This is a genomic window from Marinitenerispora sediminis (genome assembly GCF_003336425.1).
Taxonomy (GTDB): Bacteria; Actinomycetota; Actinomycetes; order Streptosporangiales; family Streptosporangiaceae; genus Marinitenerispora; species Marinitenerispora sediminis.
The window spans coordinates 42359-60601 of sequence record NZ_QEIO01000012.1 but is presented as its reverse complement, the minus strand read 5'-3'; the positions used below and the strand labels follow the sequence as shown (position 1 = coordinate 60601).

Genomic DNA, 18243 nt, shown 5'->3' with positions numbered 1-18243 from the left:
CCCCGCCCCGCCCCCACGAAAGGACCTGTATGAAGCCCCCTCTGCTCCTGGTCGGACACGGCACCCGCGACGAGAAGGGAGTCGCCGGGTTCACCGCCTTCGTGGACCGCCTCCGGGGGCGGCTCACCGACCGGGACGTGGCCGGCGGGTTCATCGAACTGTCGCCGCCGCCGCTCACCGAGTCCGTCGGCGAGTTGTATGACCGGGGGCACCGCCACGTGGTGGCCGTTCCCATGATGCTGGTGGCCGCGGGACACGCGAAGGGCGACATCCCGGGCGCGCTGGCCCGGGAGAAGGCGCGCCGGCCCGGGTTCGACTACACCTACGGCCGCCCGCTCGGTCCGCATCCCGCCATGCTGCGGCTGCTCGCCGAGCGCCTGGACGGCGTGCTGGACGTGCCCGCCGCCGAACTCGCCGCCCGGGGTGATACCGCCGTGCTGCTCGTGGGGCGCGGCTCCACCGATCCCGACGCGAACGCCGAGGTGGTCAAGGTGGCGCGGCTGCTCCAGGAGGGACACGCCGCCCAGCGCGGGATCGAGTTCGTGGAGCCCGCCTTCATCTCCCTGGCCTGGCCGAGCGTGCCCGAGGGGCTGGACCGGATCCGCCGCCTGGGCGCGCGCCGGGTCGTGGTCCTGCCGTACTTCCTGTTCGCCGGCGTGCTCCCCGACCGGGTGGTGGACCAGTCCCTCGGATACGCGGCCGCGCACCCGGGCCTCGACGTGCGGTGCGCCCCGGTGGTCGGCGACTGCGACGGCCTCGCCGACGTGATCGTGGAGCGGTACGAGGAGGCCCTGGCCGGCGACATCCGGATGAACTGCGACACCTGTGTCTACCGGATCGCCATCCCGGGCTTCGAGGACCGGGTGGGCGCGCCGCAGACCCCGCACCACCACCCGGACGACCCGGCGCACGGCCATGGCCATGGCCATGGCCATGGGCACGACCACTGACGCATGGGCCGGCCTGAGCGGCCGCGAAGCGGGCGGCCGCGCCCTCCCGACGCTCCCGAGACCATCGGCGGCGTTACCTGGGCGCCGGACCGTCCGGCCGGTAGATGGCCTCCCACGGCACGCGCTGCCACGGGCTGTCGGTGTTGGCCGGGTCGAGGAGCTTGCGGGCGGCGTCCACCGTCTCCTGCTGGGAGACCGCCCAGTCCTCGTACCTGCCGCCGACCAGGCCGCCCAGCCACACCTGGCGCCCGAGCAGGAAGTCGTCGGCGTAGGCCTGCCAGGAACGGTAGGTCTGCGCGACCGGGCCGACCATGCGGGCGAGCAGCTGCCAGGCGGTGCGCTCGTCGATGTACCCGGCGGCGAACCCGTACCGCGTGATGTCGGCGTAGCGCATGGCGTCCCACGCGAGCGGCGGGTGGCCGATCCGGACGGCGTAGCTGCCGCGGTGGCCGGTGGTCGCCAGGAAGTCCAGGGTGCTGAGCAGCGACGCGCGGTCGGTGATGTCCCAGCTCTCGGAGAGCCGGAGCTTGGGGTTGCGGCGGTCGATCCGCCTGGTGGGGTACAGCAGCGTGTGGCTGCGACCGGGAGTACGTTCGGCGAGGATGCCAGCGAGGGAGACCATCCACAGCTGGTGGGTGGTGAGCGGCGTGCGGTACTTGGTCTTCGCCGGGCGGCCGAAAGCCATGACGAGGAGCGTCCGCATCACGAACAGGAGGTCCATAATGCCGTGCAGCCTGGCAGGTGCCCTTAAGCCCGTCAATTCGCCGAATGGCGGGCGGTCGAGGTCGGCGGCCGGTGGTGCGCGTGGTCCGCGGTGCGGCCAGCACCGGGCGGGTGGCGGGCGAGGAGGCCCCGCGGAGTTCGGGAGCCGGCGGCACCGGCGGCTTCGGGGAAGCTGACGCCCACCTCGTCCCCCTGGGCCAGGAGCCGCACCGCGTCGGCGGTCCGGGCCGGAAGTCCGCCGGTGCCGCCCGCCAGCCCGCGCGGGCCTCCCGGCCCCCGTAACGCCGTCACACCTCGCCGCCGAAGAAGACCCGCACCTCCCGGATGCGCCCCTCCCGGACGGTGACCGCCTCCATGTTGCGGTAGCGGCCGCCCGTCGTGAGCTCGTACTCGTAGTGGACGAAGACGAGCTCGTCGTCCACCGGGACGACGTGCAGCAGCCGCTGCTCCGCGAACCGGTGGGCGGTCGGGAAGCACCGCTCGAAGAAGGACGCCCTGTCGATGTGATCGTCCTGCGGGCTGGTGAACGAGAAGTCGTCGGCGTAGAGAGCGAGGGCCGCGGCGCGGTCCTGCGCCCGGTAGTGCCGGAACGCCGTCCGCACGATGCTGGCCGGATCCTCGGTCATGCGCACTCCCTGGTCGGACGTCTGGCCGCGTCCCCACCGTCCAGCCACGGCCCTGCCCCGGCGGGCGGGGCAGCGACCGCGCTCTTGTGGGCGCCCGCGGTCACGGCACGGGCCGCGTCTCCGTCCCGCCCTCCGTCTCCGGCGTCTCCCGCGCCATCCGGCGCAGCTCCGGGCCGTAGACCGGATGCGCCAGCGCCGCGGCGAACTGCGCGCGCAGGTAACCGAGCGGATTGCCGGTGTCCCACCACGTGCCGTCGATAACCTGCCCGAATACGGGCTCCCGGAGCGCGACCTCGTGGATCGCGGCGGACAGGTAGACCTCGCCCTTGGGGTCCACGCGGCCGCGCTGGACCTGCCGCTCCAACTCGGTGACGACCCCCGGGGTCACGACGTAGCCGCCGATGGACGCGTACCCGGACGGTGCGTCCTCGGGCTGCGGTTTCTCGACGATGCCGCCGATCCGCAGCAGGCCGCTCCCCAGGTCCTCCCGCACGACCGGCACCCCGTACCGCCGGGACTCGGCCGGCTCCATGGCCATGAGCCCCAGGACGGGCGCCCCGGCCCGCTCGTGGGCGTCCAGCAGCTGCCGGGCGCGCGGCACCGCCGAGGTGAACACGTCGTCGGCCCACAGCACCATGAACGGCTCGGCGCCGACGACGCGGGCCGCGTTCAGGACCGGCGTGCCGTTGCCGTAGGGCCCGTCCTGGTACAGGTAGGTGATCCGGGCTTGCGAGACCACATCGCGGAGCACCTCGGCGAGGTCCGCCTTGCCGTCGGCGCGCAGCCGCAGGTCGAGGTCCTCGTCGGGCGCGAAGTGCTGCTGGATCAGCGCCTTGCGGGACGAGGTGACGATGGTGATGTCCTCGATGCCCGACGCCACCAGCTCCTCGATCGTGTGCTGGAGCACCGGCTTGTCGAGGATCGGCAGCATCTCCTTGGGCAGTGCCTTGGTCAGCGGCAGCAACCGGGTGCCCAGACCCGCGACGGGGATGACGGCCTTGCGAATCCTGGTCATCCGGGCACGCTACCGGAGGGCGCGGCCGGTCCGTGGGAGCGCGGCCGCGAGCCGGTCGGCCGCGGCTCGGGGAGCGGTTCAGGCGGCCGCCGTGCTGCGAGCCCCCCACAGCAGGGTGACGGGGTTGGTGGCGGCGAGCCGCAGTGAGCCGTCCGGGAGGGCGGCCAGGCGGGACGGCTGGAGCTGGGTGCCCGCCACCTCGTATCCGGCCGCCTCCAGCAGGTCGTACACGGTGCGGACCCGGTCGAGCGCCGCGAGGGCGACGACGACGCGGTCGGGGCGGAAGCGCTCGGCGACGGCGGCGACCACCCCCGGCCCGCCTCCGCCCACGAAGACGGCGTCCGGGGCGAGGAGCCCCGCAACGCGCTCGAACACCCCCGGGGCCTCCCCCTCGCACACCCGCACGGCGACCCCGTGCGCCGCCGCGTTGCCGCGGATGCGCCGGCAGTCGGCCGCCGCGCGTTCGAAGGCGACCGCGTGCGCGCCGAACCGGGCGCACTCCACGGCCACCGAGCCGCTGCCCGCCCCGACGTCCCACACCACGGTGCCGGGCCGCGGCGCCAGGTGCGCGAGTGCCACCGCGCGGACCTCGGCCTTGGTGACCATGGAGTCGCGGTGCGCGAAGTCCGCCTCCGGGAGGGCCCAGCCGTCCGGGGCGCCCTGGTGCCCGGGCAGCCAGGCCGCGGCCGGCGCGACGGCGCGCTCCGGGTCGACGGCGATCACCACGTTGGGGTGCGCGCGGTCGCGCTCGGCGTCGGCGGCGTCGGTGACCCGCACGACCGCCTCGTCCGGGGCGCCGAGGCGCTCGGCCACGTAGACGTCCCGGCCGGCGCGCAGCAGCGCGGGCAGGAACGCGCGCGGCTCCGCGCTCACCGGCGCGGTGAGGATCGCCGCCTTGGGATGTGCGAGCGCCGCGGCGAGGGCCCGGCGGACGGAGCGTCCCCGCCCGGACCGGCCGTGCGCGGACGCCACGACGGCGTCGTCCCACGGCACCCCGATCCGGGCGAACGCCAGCGCGACCGAGGAGACGGCCGGCAGCACGTCCGGGTGCACGCCCCGCTCCCGCAGGGCGCGCACGACGCCGAAGAACCCGGGGTCCCCGGAGGCGAGTACGACCGCCGGGCCGCTGTGCCCGGTCACCTCGCGCAGCGCGGCGGCCAGGTCTCCCATCACGACCCGGGTCGCCCCGGCCGGCACCGGCACCGCCGCCAGGTGGCGCAGCGCCCCCGCGACGCAGGTCGCCTGCGCCAGCGCTGCGGCGGCGCGGGGACCGAGCGGGCCGCCGTCCAGTCCGACGACGGTGATCATCCGGCGGAGTCCGGGAGGGCCAGCTTGAAGCCGACGTGGGAGGCGGTGAATCCCAGCCGCTCGTAGAAGCGGCGCGCGTCCACGCGCCCGGCGTCGGAGGTGAGCTGCACCATCCGGCACCCGCGCCGGCGCGCCTCCTCCACCGCCCACGAGATGAGCACCGTCCCCAGCCCGCGCCCGCGCGCGTCCCCGGCGATGCGGACCGCCTCGATCTGCGCCCGGGTCCCACCGCGGTGCGACAGTCCCGGCAGGAAGGTCAGCTGGAGGGTGCCGACGGTGCGTCCGCCACGCTCGGCGACCGCCAGGAACTGCCGCGGATCTGCGTCGATCTCGGCGAAGGCCTCCCGGTAGGGAGCGAGGTCGTGCGGACTCTCGCGGGTGGCGCCGAGTTCGTCGTCGGCCAGCAGGGCGACGATGCCGGGAATGTCGGCGGCGACGGCGCGGCGGATCTGGAGGTCGCTCATGGCACCACAGGATCGCAGAATCCGGAGATCACCGGATTGCGCCCCTGCCGCCCCGTTTGGTGGGCATCCCGCACGCTGACCGCCGGTCCGGCGGCGCGCGTCAGCCGCCGGATGCCACGGCTTCGGGGGTGACGAGGCAGAACGGGTGGCCGACCGGATCGGCGTACACCCGGTAGCCGATCGGCTTGTCCGAGCCATCGAGCAGCGTCGCGCCCAGCGCGAGCACCCGGGCCTCGGCCACATCCAGGTCATCGACCAGGACGTCGACGTGCATATGCTGCGGCCGAGCGGGGTCGGGCCACCGGGGCGGCCGGAAGTCGGCGACCCGCTGGAACATCACGATCTCGGAACCGGTCGTGCTCTTGAGCACGACGTACTCGGGGCTCTCCTCGGCTCGGGTGAGCGACAGGAGGCTCTCATAGAAGGCCGCGAGTCCGGAGGGGTCGGGGCAGTCGATGACGAGGGAGAACAGGCGTCCGATCACATCGGCCACTATGGCATGGGAATGGAGAGGCGGGCGTATCCGGTCTCCGTGTGCCGGACCACGGATTTGGAGAGGGACCGGAAAGTGATGGAAAACCTTGGTGGAGCTTGGTAACGCCCCAGGTCAGACGGCCAACTCGGCCCCGGCCTGAAAATGGCGTGCGTGCCCACCCTGCGCCAGAATCTCACGTGCGGCCTGCCGGGAAGCCGCTCGTCCCCGTGCTGCCCGCCTGATCAGCAGGCACCCTGGTCAGACCACGAAGCATGACGTCGCCGCCGTCGCTGATGGTGAACTCGATTTCGTCGCCTTCGCGGATGTGCAGCCTTCCGCGAGCTCGTGGGGAAGGGTGACTTGGTTCTTTCGACGCAGCACCGCACGCCGCCGCCTGGTTCTCATTTCCGACCTATCCACGACCCCCAACTGAGCAAGCCGCCGGTTCCCGACGAGGAGACACTCAGCGTTTCCTTCCAGAGCTGAGCCGCTCCGGTTTCCCTCTCCCAGCTGCGGAGCTGTGGATCCCATCGCTCCCACGACCAGCAGGCCATCACGAGTCGGAAAGGACGACTTTCCGACTGCCGCGCCGCGTGAACGACACCGGAAGCAGTCCCAGTGATGGTGCTGGCACCAGGTTGGCCGTATCCAAGGCCATTCCGTTCCAGCCACCCCAAGCCGGGGCGCCATCCCGTCCGGCCTACTCCGGTGGCAGCGCGGACAGGTTCCGCCCGACGTTCGAGTTGCCGCGACGTCGCCGCGCATATACGACGCCGCCTGCCGTGATCGGCGCCCCGGCGACGAGCAGGCCGAAGCCCAGGGACAGCCACACGGCGTACATCCCGCGCTCGGTGCTCGCTAGCGTGACGACGTGCTCGGGCCCCTCCGGGGCGGAGGCTGCGGCGCCCCGCCTTCTCCGGCTCGCTTCGACGCGGTCACCGCCGCCTCGGTGCCGGTGAGGTCGCCCCCGAGCCTCCCAGCCCCGGCCACTCCGCCACGACGCGGCGTCCGGTGAAGTCCACCATCGCGACCTCCACGTCCACCGCCCCCTCCGCGAAGCGGGTCAGTACGTCGCCGACCCGGCGGCACAGCTCGCTCCCCGCCGCCGGCAGCAGCCCGGCGGCCTCCCACAGCTCGTAGGCGTGCCGTCCGGTGTTCGCGGCAGCGACCTCCTCGGCGAGCGCGGCGGGACCGCCGACCGCGCGGGTGATCTCCGCGAGCAGTCCGGTGGAGACCTTCGACCTGGTGTAGTGCGTCATCAGGATCCCGGCGGCGAGCTTGGTGAGCTTGCCGGCCATGCCGACGAACACCACACGCCGCACCCCGCGCTCGACCGCGCGGCGCAGCGCGGCGCCGGTGAAGTCGCCGACCTCCACGAAGCACACCGGTGGCAGCTCGGGGTGCCGCAGCATCGCCCCCTTCTCCGTGCGCCCTCCGGTGCACAGGACGAGGGTGGATTCGCCCTGCGCGGCGAGCACGGAGACGGCCTGTTCCACGCTCGCCCGCCACGACGCCGTGGAGAACGGCCGCACGATCCCGGTCGTGCCGAGGATGGAGATCCCGCCGATGATGCCGAGGCGCGCGTTCGTCGTCTTGCGCGCCATGCGCTCCCCGTCGGGGACGCTGATGACGACGCGCAGGCCCTCCACCCCGGTGTCGACGGCCTCGCCGACCGCACGGGCGATCATCTCGCGCGGCACCGGATTGATGGCGGGCCCGCCGAGTTCCAGCCCCAGGCCCGGCCTGGTCACCACTCCGACCCCGACGCCGCCGTCGAGCTCCAGGCCGGGCTCGCGGCGGCGGGTGACCGTGGCGGTGACGTGCGCGCCGTGCGTCACGTCGGGGTCGTCGCCGGCGTCCTTGACGACCACCGCCTCGGCCCGGTCGGCGGACAGGCGCTCGCAGCGTTCGGTGGCGAAGGTGACCCGGCGCCCGGACGGCAGGGCGACCTCCACGACCTCGACCGGCCCACCGGTGGCCAGGGCCTGCGCGGCGGCCTTCGCCGCTGCCGAGGCGCACGTGCCGGTGGTCCAGCCGGTCCGCAGCGCCTTCTGCCGCACCTTCATGGTTCGGGGCAGGTCCGGCTCACGCAGGTCCGGCGCCGCCTCGCCCGCCCGGTCCCGCCCGGCCGGATCCGTCATGCCCGCCGGTCCCGCAGGGCTCGGCGCGCCTCGGGATCGGCGCGCCGGTGCTCGTGGAAGTGGCCGGGGTGGTACAGGTGCGACCGAGTGCCGCCCGCCTCCAGGGCGGGGCCGACGAGCACCAGGGTGTGCTTCCACAGCCGGTGCCGCTTGATGGCGGCCTCCAGTTCGCCGAGCGTGCAGCGCAGCACCAGCTCGTCCGGCCAGGTGGCCTGGTAGGCGACCACGCACGGCGTCTCGGGCGGGTACCCGCCGGCCAGCAGCTCCTGCTGGAGCTGCCCGGAGCGGGCGGCCGAGAGGAACAGCGCCATCGTGGTGCCGTGCCGCGCGAACTCGCGCACCTCCTCACCGGGCGGCATCGGCGTCTTGCCGCCGCCGAGCCGCGTGAGGACCACCGACTGGGCCACCTCCGGGACGGTCAGTTCGCGCTGGACCAGCGCCGCCACGGCGCTGAAGCTCGACACGCCCGGGATGACCTCGGTCGGCACGCCCAGCTCGCGGCAGCGCTCCAGCTGCTCCTGCATGGCGCCCCACAGGGCCGGGTCCCCGGAGTGCAGCCGCGCGACGCGGATCCCCTCGTCGGCCGCCCGGCGGTAGTAGGGCAGCACGCCCTCCATCGCAAGCTTCGCGGAGTCGACGATCTCGGCGTCGGGGCGGGCGTGCTCCAGCACGTCGGGGTGGACCAGGCTGGCCGCCCAGACCACCACGTCAGCCGCCTCGATCGCGCGGACCGCCCGGACGGTGAGCAGGTCGGCCGCCCCCGGTCCCGCCCCGACGAAGGTCACCTTCCCGGTCACAGCTTCCCTCCCCGCTCCGTGCGCCGGGCGGGCACGATCAATGTCGACAGGTACGGCAGCGGCGCGCGGCCGAGTTCGGCGGCCGGCGCGATCCGCTCGTCCGGCAGCCCGAGCCGCGAGCCGTGGACGGCGCCGGCGAGCCGGCCCGACTCGCGCAGCGCCTCCCGCACGTCCGGGGCGTGACGGCCGAACTTGTAGGCGACCACCGTGGCGTCGCCGTCCAGCGCCTCCCGCAGCCGCCGCACCCCGGCGGTGACCGGGAGGAGGGTGAGCGGCTCGCTCCCCTCCACCAGCACGGTGCCGGAGCGCGTGGCCAGGTCCTGCATGGCGGTGATGCCGGCGACCGTCTCGATCTCGGCGCCCGGGGCAGTCTCCCGCACCGTCTGGGCGAGGTAGCCGAAGGTGGAGTAGATGTTGGGGTCGCCGATGGTGGCGAAGGCGACGCTCGCCGCGCCAGCGCCGAAGTGCCGGAGGACGGTGCGCGCCGCCTCCTCCCACGCCCGGACCCGGCGCGCGCTGCGGCCGCCGCCCCGGTCGTTGAGGGCGAACACCACGCGTTCGATCCGGCCGTCAGGCACATAGCAGCGCACGGTGGCCTCGGCCCGCCCGGGTTCGTCCGGCGCCATGACCGGCACCAGGACGACGTCGGCCTCCCGCAGCCGCCGAACGGCCCGGACCGTGACCAGCTCGGGATCCCCCGGGCCGACACCGACCCCGACCAGCCGCTTCCCCGCTCCCGGGCCTGTTCCCATGCCCACCGCGCTTCCTGATGCTGTCCGCCGCGTCCGCCGGCCAGGCTATCGGCGGTGGACGCCGGCCCGGCCGGAAGGGTGCCCGGCTTCGCGTGCGGCGGGGCGGAGCCGGTACCCGGCTCGCGCGTCGCGGCCGACCGCCGCGGCGCCGCGGCCTGCGGCGGCCTCGCGGGCCGGAGAAGACCGACCCCGGCTCTATGGGGACGCCATGAGTCCCGAGACGCGCGCCAGGCCGGCCCCCTTCCGCGGCACGGCGCTCGCACGGGTGTCCCCGCCGACGACGTCGAGCGGTGGATGGACACGCCCGCCCCGCGCGACACTGGCGCCGGAGGGCGACGGGCCTGTCGTGGGCGGGTTCGGCGGTCCGCTGCCGCTTCCCCCGGAATCCCGGAGCCCTTCCCCCCTTCGTCGCCTCCATCGACCTCGCGGCGCTGCCCGGCGCCGCGGCCGGCCTCCCCCTGCCGCCCGACGGCCACCTGCTGCTCGTCGCCTTCTCCGAGGACGACGGCGATCGCGCCGACATGGGCGAGGTGGGGTACATGCCCGCCGTTAGGGCCGTCGAAGAGCGCGACAAGGACTCCTGGGCCTGGTTCGAGACGGAGGGCTACCGGCCGATCGTCGAGGCGGGTCCGCAGGGCGGCTGCGGACGGTATCCGGTGTCTCCCTGCCCCCGCCACCGCGCGGTCGAGCTCCCCGCGGCGCCCCACAGCGCGCCGCTGCCCGGCCACCTCAATACGCTCGACCGTCTCGTGCGGCGCGCGGCGCGGGCTGCCGAAGCGGGCGTCCGGGGCGGGGGCAGTGTGGTCTCAGCTGCCGGTCGAGGACTGGATGCTGCTCACTGACTGGCTCCCGCACATCGACGGCAGGGAGGGCGCCACCGTCCACGGGGGTCTCCAGCGCGAGGACCTGGCCGCACGGCGCGCCGCCCCTACGTTCACCAGCGTCTTCGGGAACCTCTGGCACGGGCCCCGGCGTCACCACCGCACATCCCCGGGGATCAGGCTGTACACCGCGAGGTCGGTGCGGCCCTCGTGCAGCGGCATCGCGTTGCGCTCCACCCCCTCGTACACGAAGCCGGCCTTCTCCGCGACGCGCCGGGACGCGGTGTTGCCCACGGCCGCCTTGAGCTCCAGCCGCTCGAAGCCGAGATCGCGGAGCGCCCACCGCGCGACCGCGGCCACCGCCTCCGTGGCGTACCCCTTGCCCCGCTGCCACGGGGCCAGCCAGTAGCCCACCTCGGTCACCTGGGCCCGCCACAGCGTCCGCAGCAGCCCGCAGGCCCCCACGAAGCCTCCCGTCCCGCGTTCCAGCACCGCCCACTGCTGGCCGTCGCCGCTCGCCCGCGCCTCGGGGGCCCGAACCCGGCACCACTCCGCGGCGTCGGCGAGCGTGTAGGGCTGCCCGGGGGCCGGAAGCGGCAGCCACACCTGGGTGCTCGGGTGGGAGACGGCGAGGTAGACGTCCTCGATGTCGGCATCGGTGAACGCCCGCATGATGAGGCGCTCGGTCTCCAGGACCACCATCGGGAACACGGACGGCGGTTCGGTCATGCGGTGTCCCTTCCCGCGTGCCAACGCGCGGCGGAGAGGAGCCGGGCCGCCAGGTGCGGCGCGCCCGCCCAGTGCAGGTGCAGGTAGGAGGCGTTCAGTGCGGGACCGGCGAACCCGGACGGCGACCCGCCGCGCCACTGCCACGCCGGGACCGCGCCGTGGGCCGGGGCGACGGTCGTCCGGTGAAACTCGTGGCCCGCCACCCGGGTCCCGGCCGGGGCCAGCACGGAGTCGCGGACGGCGACCGCGGCGCGGTAGCCGAGCGTGAGCCGGTCGGTCATCCGCGCGTCGGCGGGCAGCACCCCGCACATGGGCGCCCCGTCCAGGGTGCGGCACAGGTACAGCAGCCCGGCGCACTCGCCGACCACCGGGCCGCCGCCGGCGGCGAAGCCGGCCACGGCGTGCCGGAGCGGTTCGTTCGCGGAGAGCTCGGCGGCGTGCACCTCGGGGAAGCCGCCGCCGACCACCAGCGCCGAGGTGCCGTCGGGCAGCTTCTCGTCGGACATCGGGTCGACCGCGACCACCTCCGCGCCCCCCGCGCGCAGCAGTTCGGAGTTCTCGGTGTAGCCGAAGGTGAACGCCGGTCCGCCGGCGACGGCCACCCGTGGTGCGGCCCCCGCTGCCGGCGCGGTCCCCGGCTGTGCCGCCAGCTCCGCCGCCGGATCCCACACGGCGCCGGCCAGCGGCGGCGCGGTGCGCGCCGCGGCGGTGATCGCGTCCAGGTCGCAGGACCGCGCGACCAGCTCGCCCAGCCGGGCGACGGCCGCGCGCGCCCGCTCCGAGCGCTCGGCCGCCGGGACCAGGCCGAGGTGGCGCGAGGGGGCGGCGACGGCGTCGGTGCGCCGGAGGGCGCCGAGGACGGGCGTCCCCACGTCCTCCAGGGCGGACCGCAGTAGCTGCTCGTGGCGGTCGGAGGCCACCTGGTTGAGGATCACCCCGACGACGCGGACGCGCGGATCGTAGCTGCGGAAGCCGTGCACCAGCGCCGCCGCGGACCGGCTGGTGCGGGCGGCGTCCACCACGAGGACGACGGGTGCGTCCAGCAGGTGCGCGACGTGCGCCGTGGAACCGAAGTCGCCGGGACCGTGGAAGTGCTCGGGCTCGGCGGCGCCGTCGAAGAGGCCCATCACCCCCTCGATCACCGCGATGTCGGCGCCGGCGGAGCCGTACCGGAACAGCGGGACCACGCGGCCCGCACCGCACAGGACGGGGTCGAGGTTGCGCGGCGGCCGGCCGGTGGCGAGGGCGTGGTAGCCGGGGTCGATGTAGTCGGGGCCGATCTTGTGTCCGGATACCCGCGCCCCCCGGGCGGCCAGGGCGGCCATGAGGCCGGTGGCGACGGTCGTCTTCCCGCTCCCCGAAGCCGGAGCGGCGACGACGATCCGGGGCACGCTGGACACGCCATCTCTCCTCTTGTCGCCCTGTCCCAACCTCACCCTATTCCGGGGGCCAGGTCGAACGATGCATGGGATATCACGCGGACGGCAGGACTCCGGGAACGGTGGATGACGGCACGTGCGACGCGTGTTGGAGGACGAGGTCGCGGTAGGGCGAGCTGACGACCGGCAGGATCGTGAAACCCAACTGTCGTTCAAGGTCTTCGAGGCACGTCGCGGCCTCGATGGTATCGGTCGCGATGACCTCGGTCTCGACGAACACTCCCACGTCGGTGATGGCGTCGAGGCTGATGGTGACGTCATCGCGGTCGGGATGGCGGTACAGCGTTCGTGACTTCTCCACCCGTGCCAGCGGCGTCATGCCGACGACGGCCAGCAGCTGGTTGGCGGCCTCGGCTTGGTGCGCGTCGGCGAGGATCACGTTGGTCTCGGGTTTGGCGATGATGCCGTCCCGGCGATGAGTGGCGCTGGTCGAGGCGGGCTTGTAGGTGATCTCGGCGAAGCCGTCGCGCTGGCGTACCCGCAGACATTCCACGGTTTCCAGGTAGTCGGCGTCGGGCCTGCTGTAGTAGGTGTCGACCTCAACGAAAGCCCCCTTCCGGTGGAAGCCCAGCGCGGCGAGCCGAGCCGCCACAGCACCCGTTTCAGTGCCTGGGAGTCGGCGTTTCCGTTCGACTTCAATGGCGTGCATGGTGCGGTTACCTCCGAGAGTTGACTGCCGTGTAGATTCGGGCGAGGTTAGGTTTACTGCAGAATCTCTGAATCGCCTCCAGTGACTGGTCAAGTTTCTCGGTGTCAGCAAGGGCGATGTTCTGGAACAGGACGAGCTGCTTGGCGTCGACCAAGGGGTTGGCAAGCCTCTTCGCAAGGAATCTGTTGTAGTAGTTTCGTTCTTTGCGAAGGATGTCGCTCTTCTGGGCGGGCAGCAGGACGGATGCGTGCGGGGTGTCTGCTTCGACGGAGTTGACGGCGAATGCGGTGAGCAGCTCGTCAATGGTCAGGTAGGCATAGGTCTCGCGACCTTCCCGCTCCAGCCAAGACGACCAGACCTGCGCACAGCCCGCGTCCCCCTGCTCTGCGGCAACCAGAAACGCGGTCAGCGCGACCTCGGTGACCTCATCGAAGATGTCACCGGCACCGAGAGTCATGATCTGCTGGAGGTCACCGAGATCCCTGCTCCCGCCGAGGTCGCCGACCGACTGGGCAGCGAGGCCGGCGGGTCTGTCGTTGTTCGGCGCCGGCTCATCAGACTCGACGACGTCCCCGCCGGGCTGATCGAGTCCTACTATCCTGCCGACATCGCGCGCGGCACTCCTCTCGCCGAGGCCCGCCACTACGACTCGGGCACCATTCGCCCGCTACTCGACCTGGCCAGCTACGACGAGACCGTCTTCGCGACCATGCCCACCCCAGACGAGCGCCAGCAGATGTATATCGCCGAAGGCACGCCGCTCCTCGGCCGCTGGCGCATTTCCTACAACTCCGACAACCGACCTGTACAGGTCACCCGCCAGCTCGTCGCCGCCGACCGCTACACGTTCAAACACCAACACCCCATCAGCTGACCTCGGCGCTGGCGGGACATGGTGCTCGATTCGGACTGGGTAACAGGCGCTCCCCTAGGACCGGGCGGGTTCACCACTCGATGCCGCGCTGGCCCTTCTGCCCCGCGTCCATGGGGTGCTTCACCTTGCCCATCTCCGTCACCAGATCGGCCGCCTCCAGCAGCCGCGGGTCGGCGTCGCGGCCGGTGATGACGACGTGCTGGGCGCCCGGGCGGGCGCGCAGGGTGTCGACGACCTCCGCCACGTCGACCCAGCCCCACTTCATGGGGTAGGTGAACTCGTCCAGCACGTACAGCCGGTAGGTCTCGGCCGCGAGGTCGCGGCGGATCTGCGCCCAGCCCTCGGCGGCGTCGGCCGCGTGGTCGGCCTCGGTGCCCGGCCGCTGGATCCAGGACCAGCCCTCGCCCATCTTGTGCCAGGCCACCCGGCCGCCCTCCCCGGACTCGCCGAGGACGCGCAGCGCCTTCTCCTCCCCGATACGCCACTTCGCCGACTTGACGAACTGGAAGACACCGATGTCCCAGCCCTGCGCCCACCCCCGGGTGGCCAGGCCGAACGCGGCGGTGGACTTTCCCTTCCCCTCCCCCGTGTGCACGATGAGCAGCGGCCGGTTGCGGCGCTGGCGGGTGGTGAGCCCGTCGTCGGGCACGTAGGCGGGTCTGCCCTGCGGCATGTGCGTCGTTCTCCTCGTCGGTTGCGGGCGCGCCGACCGCGCGCCGTGGTCGGGCCGGACAGTGGGCGGGCTCAGGCGGCGCGGCGGGTGTGGCGCACCAGTCCGGTCAGCGCCTCGGCGCGGAGGTCGGCTAGGCGGACGGCCTCGCCGCGCAGCGCCGCGGCGAGCCGGGTGGCGAGGCCGAGCCGGACCGGGCTGGACTCGCAGTCCACGACCACGCTCTCGACCCCCTGGTCACCGATCCACGCGCCGGCGCGCAGTGCGGTGTCCAGGCCGCCGTGCGTCGCCCTTCCGTCGGTCACCACGACGAGCAGCGGGCGCCGCCGCGGGTCCCGGGTGCGCTCCACGCGCAGCACGTCGGCGCAGCGCAGCAGGCCGGCCGCCAGCGGGGTCCGGCCGCCGGTGCGCAGTTCGCGCAGCCGGCGCGCGCCCGCCTCGACCGAGGAGGTCGGGGGCAGCGCCAGTTCGGCGTCCCGGCCCCGGAAGGTGACCAGGCCGACCTTGTCCCGCCGCTGGTAGGCGTCCAGGAGCAGGCTGAGGACGGCCCCCTTGACGGCGCGCATGCGCTGGCGGGCCGCCATGGAACCGCTGGCGTCGACGCAGAACAGCACGAGGTTGCCCTCGCGGCCCTCCCGTACCGACTCGCGAAGGTCGCCGGGGGCGAGCACCAGGCCGCGGCCGGTCCGCCCCCGGGCGCGCTGGTGCGGGGCGGCGGCGCGCAACGTGGCCGCCAGGTGCAGCGGCCCGATCCGGTCCCGGGGCGGGCGCGCGCCGGACGTGCGTCCGAACGGCGTCGCGGCGCGGGACCGCCGGCCGGGGGTGCCGGCGCCCAGGCCCGGGACGCGGAGCAGCCGCGGCCGGTAGGGCTCGTCCGGGTCGGCGCGGCCCCCCTCCGGCGCCGGACCCTCGCCGCGACGCGGTCCGTCGTCGGTGCCCGCCTCGCCGCGCTCCGTTCCGGGCGGCGGCCCGGCGTCGGGTCCGCTCCCGGCCGCCGTGTCGGGCGGGGCGCACCCCTGCCCCGGGGCGTCGTCCCCGGGTTCCCGGCGGTCCGGACCGTCCCCGTCCTCCGGGGCGTCCGGACCGCCGTCAGGGCCTTTTGGGTCGGACTCACCCGCCTGCTCCAGGGCCTCCGCGAGGCGGTCCTCGTCCAGGTCGGGGGCGTCGAACGGGTCGCGCCGCCGCCGGTGCGGCAGGGCGAGCCGGGCGGCGTCGCGCACGTCCTCGGCCGTCACCTCGCTTCGGTCCCGCCAGGCCGCGAGCGCCATGGCGGTGCGGGCAGTGACGAGGTCGGCGCGCAGCCCGTCCACCTCGAAGGCGGCGCAGACCGCGGTGACCTGGCGCAGCGCGGCGTCGGTCAGCACGACCCCCGGCAGCCGGTCGCGGGCGGCCCGGATGCGGGCGGCGAGGTCGGCCTCGGCGGCGGCGTGCTGCGCGGCGAACCGCTCGGGCGCGTCCTCGTAGGCCAGGCGCCGGCGCACGACCTCGGCGCGTTCGGCCGGGTCGCGGGTGGCGGCGACCTCCACCGTCAGCCCGAAGCGGTCGAGCAGCTGCGGCCGCAGCTCGCCCTCCTCGGGGTTCATCGTGCCCACCAGCAGGAACCGCGCGGCGTGCCGGACGGACACTCCCTCCCGCTCGACGTGCGAGGTCCCCATGGCCGCGGCATCGAGCAGCAGGTCCACGAGGTGGTCGTGCAGCAGGTTGACCTCGTCCACGTAGAGCACGCCGCGGTGCGCGGCGGCCAGCAGACCGGGTTCGAACGCCTTCACGCCCTCGGTGAGGGCGCGTTCGATGTCCAGCGAGCCGAGCAGCCGGTCCTCGCTCGCCCCCACCGGGAGCTCGACCAGCCGGGCCGGGCGCACCCGCGCGAGCGCATCGGCGGGGTGCGGGCCGTCGGGGCACTCCGGGTCGGGCTCGGCGGTGTCGCAGGCGAAGCGGCAGCCGGTGACGACGTCGATGTCGGGCAGCAGTGCCGCCAGGGCCCGTACGATCGTGGATTTCGCGGTGCCCTTCTCACCGCGTACCAGCACGCCGCCGACGGACGGCGACACCGCGTTGACCAGGAGGGCAAGTTTGAGGTCGTCCATGCCGACGACCGCGCTGAAGGGATAGCGAGCGGAAGCGCTCACGCGGGTCCGTCCTTCCTCGGGAGTCCACGCCCACGGGGGTTGGCCGTGCTGCCGCGCAGTGTCCTGGCTCCCAGATCGCCGCTCCCCCGCGCCTTCCCACCGGCCAGTGCCGGCAGTGGCGTCCGTGCGGGTTCGCTCCCTGGTGACAGTGGCGGGACCGCCCCGGATTCGCACCGGGTTCCTGCGTCGGCACCGGACTCAGCATCGCACACCGGTCCGCGGCGCGGCGGTACGAGGGGCGCCGCCCGGATGGGGCGCTAACCGACCTCGGCCGTGACCACCATGGCTGTCCGGGCGTCGGCCTGCGCCTGGAGGGCGCCGCCGGGGGACCAGACCACGGAGCGGCCGCGGCCGTCCACGCGCCTGCCGGTCCGACGTGGTTGGCCAGGACGACGTAGAGGTTCGACCTCTCGGCGATGCCCGGATACCCCGTCGCCAGCTCCGCCGCTCCACCGCCCGTGCCGTCCAGCGAGCTCGCCAGGTGCACCTGGCAGCCGTCCGCGGCACCGCGGGCGGTCAGGTCGCAGAAATGGTCGTCGTCGCACGTGGCGGGCGCGAACCGGACTCCCGCGAGCTCGAAGCGGCCGTCGCGCCGCCCCGCCGTGCAGGCGCCCCGCTCGTCTTCGAGCAGGTGGTGCTTGCGGTAGGTGGTGAGCAGCCCGCCGTCGGCACCGAAGATCAGCGTCTCGATCGCGGGTCGTGGTCCCTCGGTGGCGGCCACGCGGTTGACGACGGTGGCGATGCCGCTCGCCCAGACGGGGTCCGGACGCGGGTCGTCCGCCTCGATCCCGAGGCGGGGGTCGGCGAGTACGGCTTCGAGCTCGTACCCCGTCACGGCCAGCTCCGGGAACACCACCAGCTCCGCCCCCTGTGCACGGGCGTCACCGGCGAGGAGGGCCATCTGCCGGGCGTTGGCGACGGCACCAGCCGGAAGACAGGAACTGGGCCGCTGCGACCTTCATGGCGTCGGTCATGCCGGGCCGGGCCGGCCCCGGGGGCACGGGGGCCGGCTTCCGTCACCGTCCGGCCCATCGGGCCGCGCGCCTGAGTGCTTCCCGCATCAGGGCGGGAAAACGGTTCCACGGCTCTTCGCGCACTACCGAATGATGAGAAATGGTTCTTTGGCGGAATTCACGAAAAATGGAGCGCTTCATCCGCTCGGCGGGTCCGGTCGCTATTCTCACGTCATGACGGCGAACGAGTGCTGGTTCTGCGCCGCGCCCACTCGCGATGGCGAATACCTGCATTTCGGTATGCACCGGGACGTTCGATTCACGCCCCTGGTCGTCGCACTCCACACCCGATGGGCGGTGACGCGGGTGAACGTCCCCCGCTGCGGACGGTGCCGTTTCGGACACGGCGTCGAACGGGTGTCACGGTGGATATTCGTCGCCTCCGCGCTGGTCACCGGGCTGCCCACCGTGCTGATGGTGGGATCCAACCTGGGCGGCTCTCCCTGGGCCGACCAGTGGCAGATCGCCATTCCCTGGGCCTGGACGCTGGTCTGGCTGGTGCTGTGGGCGGGGGTACGCCAACACTGGTTCGGCTGGCGGCGGCTGGCCCCGCGGCCGGAGCGCCATGCGCGTGAGCACCCCGCCGTCGCCGAACTGGCCGCCGACGGCTGGAAGTACGGCGGCGCGCCGACCGGAGTCTGGTGACCGCTCTCCGGCATCCGTTCGGC

The 18243-nt window shown here is 73.9% G+C and carries 18 protein-coding genes, 1 pseudogene and 1 riboswitch; of the genes and pseudogenes, 4 read left to right on the top strand and 15 right to left on the bottom strand.

The window, feature by feature from the left end:
* Positions 1–29 precede the first annotated feature (29 nt).
* The gene (locus DEF28_RS03830; protein ID WP_114398980.1) at positions 30–950 is read left to right on the top strand and encodes a sirohydrochlorin chelatase; all 921 of its coding nucleotides are present in this window, start codon (positions 30–32) and stop codon (positions 948–950) included.
* A 73-nt stretch (positions 951–1023) separates the two neighbouring features.
* Here DEF28_RS03830 and DEF28_RS03825 read toward each other — a convergent pair whose 3' ends face one another.
* The 9 genes from DEF28_RS03825 to cobI all read right to left on the bottom strand — a co-directional run bounded on the left by DEF28_RS03825 (position 1024) and on the right by cobI (position 9251).
* Complete coding sequence (locus DEF28_RS03825) at positions 1024–1671, bottom strand: DUF1266 domain-containing protein (RefSeq protein ID WP_199493124.1); 648 nt, start codon at positions 1669–1671, stop codon at positions 1024–1026.
* Between the two features lie 289 nt (positions 1672–1960).
* A complete protein-coding gene (locus DEF28_RS03815) occupies positions 1961–2299 on the bottom strand; it encodes a nuclear transport factor 2 family protein (RefSeq protein ID WP_114398982.1) in 339 nt (112 codons plus the stop codon).
* A gap of 100 nt (positions 2300–2399) precedes the next feature.
* Positions 2400–3314, bottom strand: coding sequence for a UTP--glucose-1-phosphate uridylyltransferase (locus DEF28_RS03810; RefSeq protein ID WP_114398983.1), 915 nt, complete (start codon positions 3312–3314; stop codon positions 2400–2402).
* 78 nt (positions 3315–3392) lie between these two features.
* Positions 3393–4622: a precorrin-6y C5,15-methyltransferase (decarboxylating) subunit CbiE gene (gene cbiE / locus DEF28_RS03805; RefSeq protein ID WP_114398984.1), complete on the bottom strand. Its 1230-nt coding sequence runs from the start codon at positions 4620–4622 to the stop codon at positions 3393–3395.
* Entirely contained in the window at positions 4619–5086 is a 468-nt protein-coding gene (locus DEF28_RS03800) for a GNAT family N-acetyltransferase (protein ID WP_114398985.1), read from the bottom strand. The genes cbiE and DEF28_RS03800 overlap by 4 nt, the downstream gene beginning before the upstream one ends.
* A gap of 100 nt (positions 5087–5186) precedes the next feature.
* On the bottom strand, positions 5187–5570 hold the full coding sequence (locus DEF28_RS03795; RefSeq protein ID WP_181874363.1) for a VOC family protein: 384 nt from the start codon (positions 5568–5570) through the stop codon (positions 5187–5189).
* A gap of 926 nt (positions 5571–6496) precedes the next feature.
* Positions 6497–7702, bottom strand: coding sequence for a cobalt-precorrin-5B (C(1))-methyltransferase (locus DEF28_RS03780; RefSeq protein WP_114398988.1), 1206 nt, complete (start codon positions 7700–7702; stop codon positions 6497–6499).
* Complete coding sequence (cobM, locus tag DEF28_RS03775) at positions 7699–8499, bottom strand: precorrin-4 C(11)-methyltransferase (protein ID WP_233515075.1); 801 nt, start codon at positions 8497–8499, stop codon at positions 7699–7701. Before cobM ends, DEF28_RS03780 begins: the two co-directional genes overlap by 4 nt.
* Positions 8496–9251, bottom strand: coding sequence for a precorrin-2 C(20)-methyltransferase (gene cobI / locus DEF28_RS03770; protein ID WP_114398989.1), 756 nt, complete (start codon positions 9249–9251; stop codon positions 8496–8498). Before cobI ends, cobM begins: the two co-directional genes overlap by 4 nt.
* Before the next feature lie 290 nt (positions 9252–9541).
* Here cobI and DEF28_RS27950 point away from each other — a divergent pair, with 290 nt between their 5' ends.
* Positions 9542–10093: a hypothetical protein gene (locus DEF28_RS27950; RefSeq protein WP_181874365.1), complete on the top strand. Its 552-nt coding sequence runs from the start codon at positions 9542–9544 to the stop codon at positions 10091–10093.
* A 132-nt stretch (positions 10094–10225) separates the two neighbouring features.
* Here DEF28_RS27950 and DEF28_RS03760 read toward each other — a convergent pair whose 3' ends face one another.
* From DEF28_RS03760 to cyaB, 3 genes are all read right to left on the bottom strand, one after another.
* Positions 10226–10801, bottom strand: a complete 576-nt coding sequence (locus DEF28_RS03760) for a GNAT family N-acetyltransferase (RefSeq protein WP_114398990.1) — start codon at positions 10799–10801, stop codon at positions 10226–10228.
* A complete protein-coding gene (locus tag DEF28_RS03755; protein WP_114398999.1) occupies positions 10798–12183 on the bottom strand; it encodes a cobyrinate a,c-diamide synthase in 1386 nt (461 codons plus the stop codon). Before DEF28_RS03755 ends, DEF28_RS03760 begins: the two co-directional genes overlap by 4 nt.
* 91 nt (positions 12184–12274) lie before the next feature.
* Positions 12275–12889, bottom strand: coding sequence for a class IV adenylate cyclase (gene cyaB / locus DEF28_RS03750; RefSeq protein ID WP_114398991.1), 615 nt, complete (start codon positions 12887–12889; stop codon positions 12275–12277).
* A 247-nt stretch (positions 12890–13136) separates the two neighbouring features.
* Between cyaB and DEF28_RS03745 the strand changes: the two genes are divergently transcribed.
* On the top strand, positions 13137–13763 hold the full coding sequence (locus tag DEF28_RS03745; protein ID WP_114398992.1) for a GntR family transcriptional regulator: 627 nt from the start codon (positions 13137–13139) through the stop codon (positions 13761–13763).
* Positions 13764–13833: 70 nt separating this feature from the next.
* Here DEF28_RS03745 and cobO read toward each other — a convergent pair whose 3' ends face one another.
* From cobO to DEF28_RS29045, 3 genes and pseudogenes are all read right to left on the bottom strand, one after another.
* Positions 13834–14436: a cob(I)yrinic acid a,c-diamide adenosyltransferase gene (cobO, locus tag DEF28_RS03740; protein WP_114398993.1), complete on the bottom strand. Its 603-nt coding sequence runs from the start codon at positions 14434–14436 to the stop codon at positions 13834–13836.
* A gap of 71 nt (positions 14437–14507) precedes the next feature.
* Entirely contained in the window at positions 14508–16562 is a 2055-nt protein-coding gene (locus DEF28_RS03735; RefSeq protein WP_114398994.1) for a putative cobaltochelatase, read from the bottom strand.
* 56 nt (positions 16563–16618) lie between these two features.
* A riboswitch (cobalamin riboswitch) is annotated at positions 16619–16746 on the bottom strand.
* Positions 16747–16941: 195 nt separating this feature from the next.
* Positions 16942–17463 (bottom strand): annotated as a pseudogene (locus DEF28_RS29045) (nitrilase-related carbon-nitrogen hydrolase); the annotation flags it as partial.
* A 286-nt stretch (positions 17464–17749) separates the two neighbouring features.
* Between DEF28_RS29045 and DEF28_RS27220 the strand changes: the two are divergent.
* Entirely contained in the window at positions 17750–18220 is a 471-nt protein-coding gene (locus DEF28_RS27220) for a hypothetical protein (RefSeq protein ID WP_147280169.1), read from the top strand.
* Positions 18221–18243 lie beyond the last annotated feature (23 nt).